This window comes from Streptomyces sp. NPDC002265 (assembly GCF_040296125.1).
Taxonomy (GTDB): domain Bacteria; phylum Actinomycetota; class Actinomycetes; order Streptomycetales; family Streptomycetaceae; genus Streptomyces.
Genome location: NZ_JBEOWS010000582.1, coordinates 1 through 3473, shown reverse-complemented (window position 1 = coordinate 3473; position 3473 = coordinate 1). Strand labels below are relative to the sequence as shown.

Below are 3473 nucleotides of genomic sequence, written 5' to 3'. Positions count from 1 at the left end.
GGAAGCGCCCGGCAGGCCCTGCGTCACAACGAGCAAACCCAGGGCGGCCGTTGCCGCCAGTCCCACCACACGCCGCACAAGTCTCCCGCGGCCCGTCCGCGCCTGAAGCGCGGTACGCACACGTACCTTCATCACAGTCCTGATCCACAGCCTTCGTCGTCGGTCCCGGGAAACTCCGGAACGCGGAATGAAAGACGAGCACGAAGGCCGCACCCAGCGGCGGGGGCGCGTTCAGGAACAGGCGGACAAATAATTCTGGACATAACGCAACGGCAACTTGCATACGCATACCCGTGAGCTCACCCCCGTCCCTGAAATTCAGGGCCTCCCGCTCGAAAACCAGTAACTCAAAGCCCCCGTCCGCCCGCCTTGCCGCACGATGGGACAAAAGATCGAAGAAGCACCGGGCTTCGCGGAAAATGGGCCGCGAAAGCGCTTGTGCACCCCGGACGGGAAATCTTTGACCGCGCCATGCAATCTCAAGATCCACTTTTTGTCCAGTCTTAACGTTCTCCACAAAAGCGGACATAGGCCCAGCTTCGGGTGTGATGTACGCCACTCAGCGGTGAACGCTGCACGCACTCCGCACCATGCGGGCGCGAACACCGAGTGATCAACCGGCGACCGCCCATACGGTCCATTAACAATCGACACCCGACCCTTTGCATTTGCTTGACCGGAAAGATCTCCGTTATCCGGGATAAAGCGGACAGCTTTGCCATGTGCATGAATTAATCCGCGCGATCTGTGCAATCCTTCCGTCGGTAATCGATGGCATCGGCACCTGTTTCGAGAGGAACGGTGAAATCCTTGCGCCACTTATCCCTCTGCCAGGCGCCTTTTGGTCCTCCCCAGGAGGTTCATCCAGTGATGCGAAACAACGGTCGGAGACACGGGGGCGTGGTCGGACAATGCGCGTGAAGCAGTGGAGCAGGCGGAACTTCCTCCGCACGGTCGTCACCGGCAGCACCGCGATGGTGGCGGTGTCCGCCCTCGGGTTCGACCTGGCGGTCGCCACGTCGGCCGCGGCCGACGACACCACAGGCACCGATCCGCTCGCCCTGCCGGACACCGATCGGGCGAAGGCGGTCAAGGCGTGGATGACGGGCGGCCGGGCCGTCAGGGCAGCCGCGGCCACGGCGCTCGTCGGCGGCGACGCCGACATCGCGGCCTTCCTCACCGAACACCTGCCGGCGGCAACGGCGGAGGACAACCGCGTCACCGTCCTCACCTACCTCGCGAACTCCGGCACCGGTCTGCGCCGTGCGGGCGGCGCCGCCCTCGACAACGGCGACAGCGCCATCGCCGACTTCCTCGACGGCGGGTTCACAGCCGCCATCTCCGAGGACCTCCGGGTGGCCACGGCCAGCGTCATGAGCACCGGCGGCAAGGCGGTGACCAAGGCGGGTAACGCGGCTCTGGGCACCGGCACCCAGGCGGCTCTGTCGGCCTTCCTCACCGACGGTCAGTTCAACGCCCGGCTCGAGGACATGAAGGTGCAGGTCGCCTCCATGCTGGTCACGGCCGGCCCGGAGGTGCAGAAGTACGCGAGCCGTGCCCTGGACGGCACCGAGTCGGACATCCAGTGGTTCCTCGACACCGGTCAGCACATCGCGCGCGCCCGTGACCAGGAGTCGGCGACGATCGAGGAACTCGTCGCGGTGGTCGAGCGGGAGGGCAAGCTCGCCCAGGCCGAGACCGACCTGGCCGTGGAGGCCTCCGCGCGGGCCCAGACCGCCGCGGAAAAGGCCAAGGAAGCCGCCCAGAAGGCGGCTGCCGAGGCGGAGGCGGCCAAGAACGACGTGGCGAAGTCCGGGGCGGCGGCGCGCAAGGCGGCCAGTGCCGCCGCGGGAGCGGCCGATGCCGCCCGCAATGCCATCAGCGCCTCGCAGGCCGCCGTGAACGCCTCCCGTCGTGCCTCGTACGCCGCCACCGCCGCCTCGCACGCCGCCGCGACCGCCGGGTCCGCCGCGTCCACCGCCTACAACGCCGCGATCGCCGCGTCCAAGGATGCCTCCAAGGCGTCCGCGGCCAAGAACGCCGCGGTCGCCGCCCGCAACGCCGCCGCCAAGGCGCGCTCGGCCGCCAAGGCCGCGGACTCCGCCGCGACCGCCTCCGCTGCGGCCGCGAACGCCGGTTCCGCGGCCGCCTCCGCGGCCCGCGACGCCGCCGCCGCGGCCAACGCCTCCGCCCAGGCGGCGAACGCCGCGGGGGCGGCCCAGGCCGAGGCCGCGGAGGCCCAGCGCCAGGCGGCCATCGCCAACGCCGCCGCGAACCGGGCCACCAACGCCGCCTCCACCGCGCAGGCACTGGCCAACTCGGCCGCAGCGGCCGCACGTACCGCGCGCGACGCCGCCAACTCCGCGGCCGACCACGCCGAGAAGGCCGCGGACGCCGCGGACGAGGCCGTGAAGTACGCGGGCCAGGCACTCGACTACGCCAACAAGTCCACCGCGCACGCGGCCGAGGCGGTCAAGGCCGCCGACACCGCCACCCAGGCCGTCACGGACGCCCTCGCGGTGGCGCAGGCCGCGCGGGACGCGGAGCTGGCGAGCCTGGACGCCGACAAGCAGCGCGGTCTCGACGAGGCCAGGCAGCTCGCCCAGTACGAGGCGGACGAACTGGCCGCGGCCGCGGACAAGCGCACCCAGGCGGAGCAGACCGACCAGGCGCTCAAGGATCTGATAACCCAGGCCGAACAGGCGCTGGCGGGCAACGACCTGCCGCTGGCCGCCACGCTGGGCCGCAAGGCCGCCGTCGGCCTGATGGACTCGAAGGGCTCCTGGACCCGGGAGGCCGCCCAGTTCGCCCTGTCCGGCACGGACGCCGACACCCATGCCTGGATCGATGCCGACCGGGCCGTGGCCCAGGACCTGGACGACCGCGAGACCGCCCTCTACCTGGCCCAGGTCTCCGCTCCCGCCATCGCGACGGCTGCCACGACCGCGCTGTCCAGCGACGCGCCCGAGGCGCCGCGGAACTTCCTGACCGACGGCGTGGTCCAGGCCGCCGCGGAGGACAACCGCGTCCAGGTGGTCCGTGTGCTCAACTCCAGCCCCGGCAACGCGGTCAAGGCGGCGGCGCAGGCCGCGCTCGACACCAACACCGCGCCGGCGTTGCAGCACTTCTTCGAGAACGCCTACCCCGACGCGATGCGGGAGGACGACGGGGTCGCCACCGCGACACTGCTCAACACCGGCGGCCCCTACACCAAGGCGCACGCCGAGGTGGCCCTGGAGGGTCCGACGTGGATGCGCCGGAACTTCGTCAACATCGCGCAGCACCGGACCGCGCAGCTCGACTACGACTCCGCGACCCACATCGCGGCGATCAGCGGTGCGATCGCCGCGGCCGCGAAGATCGCCTACAAGGCGCAGCAGAACGCGGCACTGGCCTCGAAGGCGGCCGCCGAGGCAGCAGTCGAGAGGGTGCGCCAGATCCACAACCACGGCACCCGTACGGACACCTGCAAC

Annotated in this window: 1 protein-coding gene; it reads left to right on the top strand. The window is 70.5% G+C overall.

The window, feature by feature from the left end:
* Positions 1 to 911: 911 nt before the first annotated feature.
* The coding region (locus ABT085_RS45110; RefSeq protein WP_351622697.1) for an ALF repeat-containing protein at positions 912 to 3473 on the top strand (2562 nt) is incomplete at its 3' end.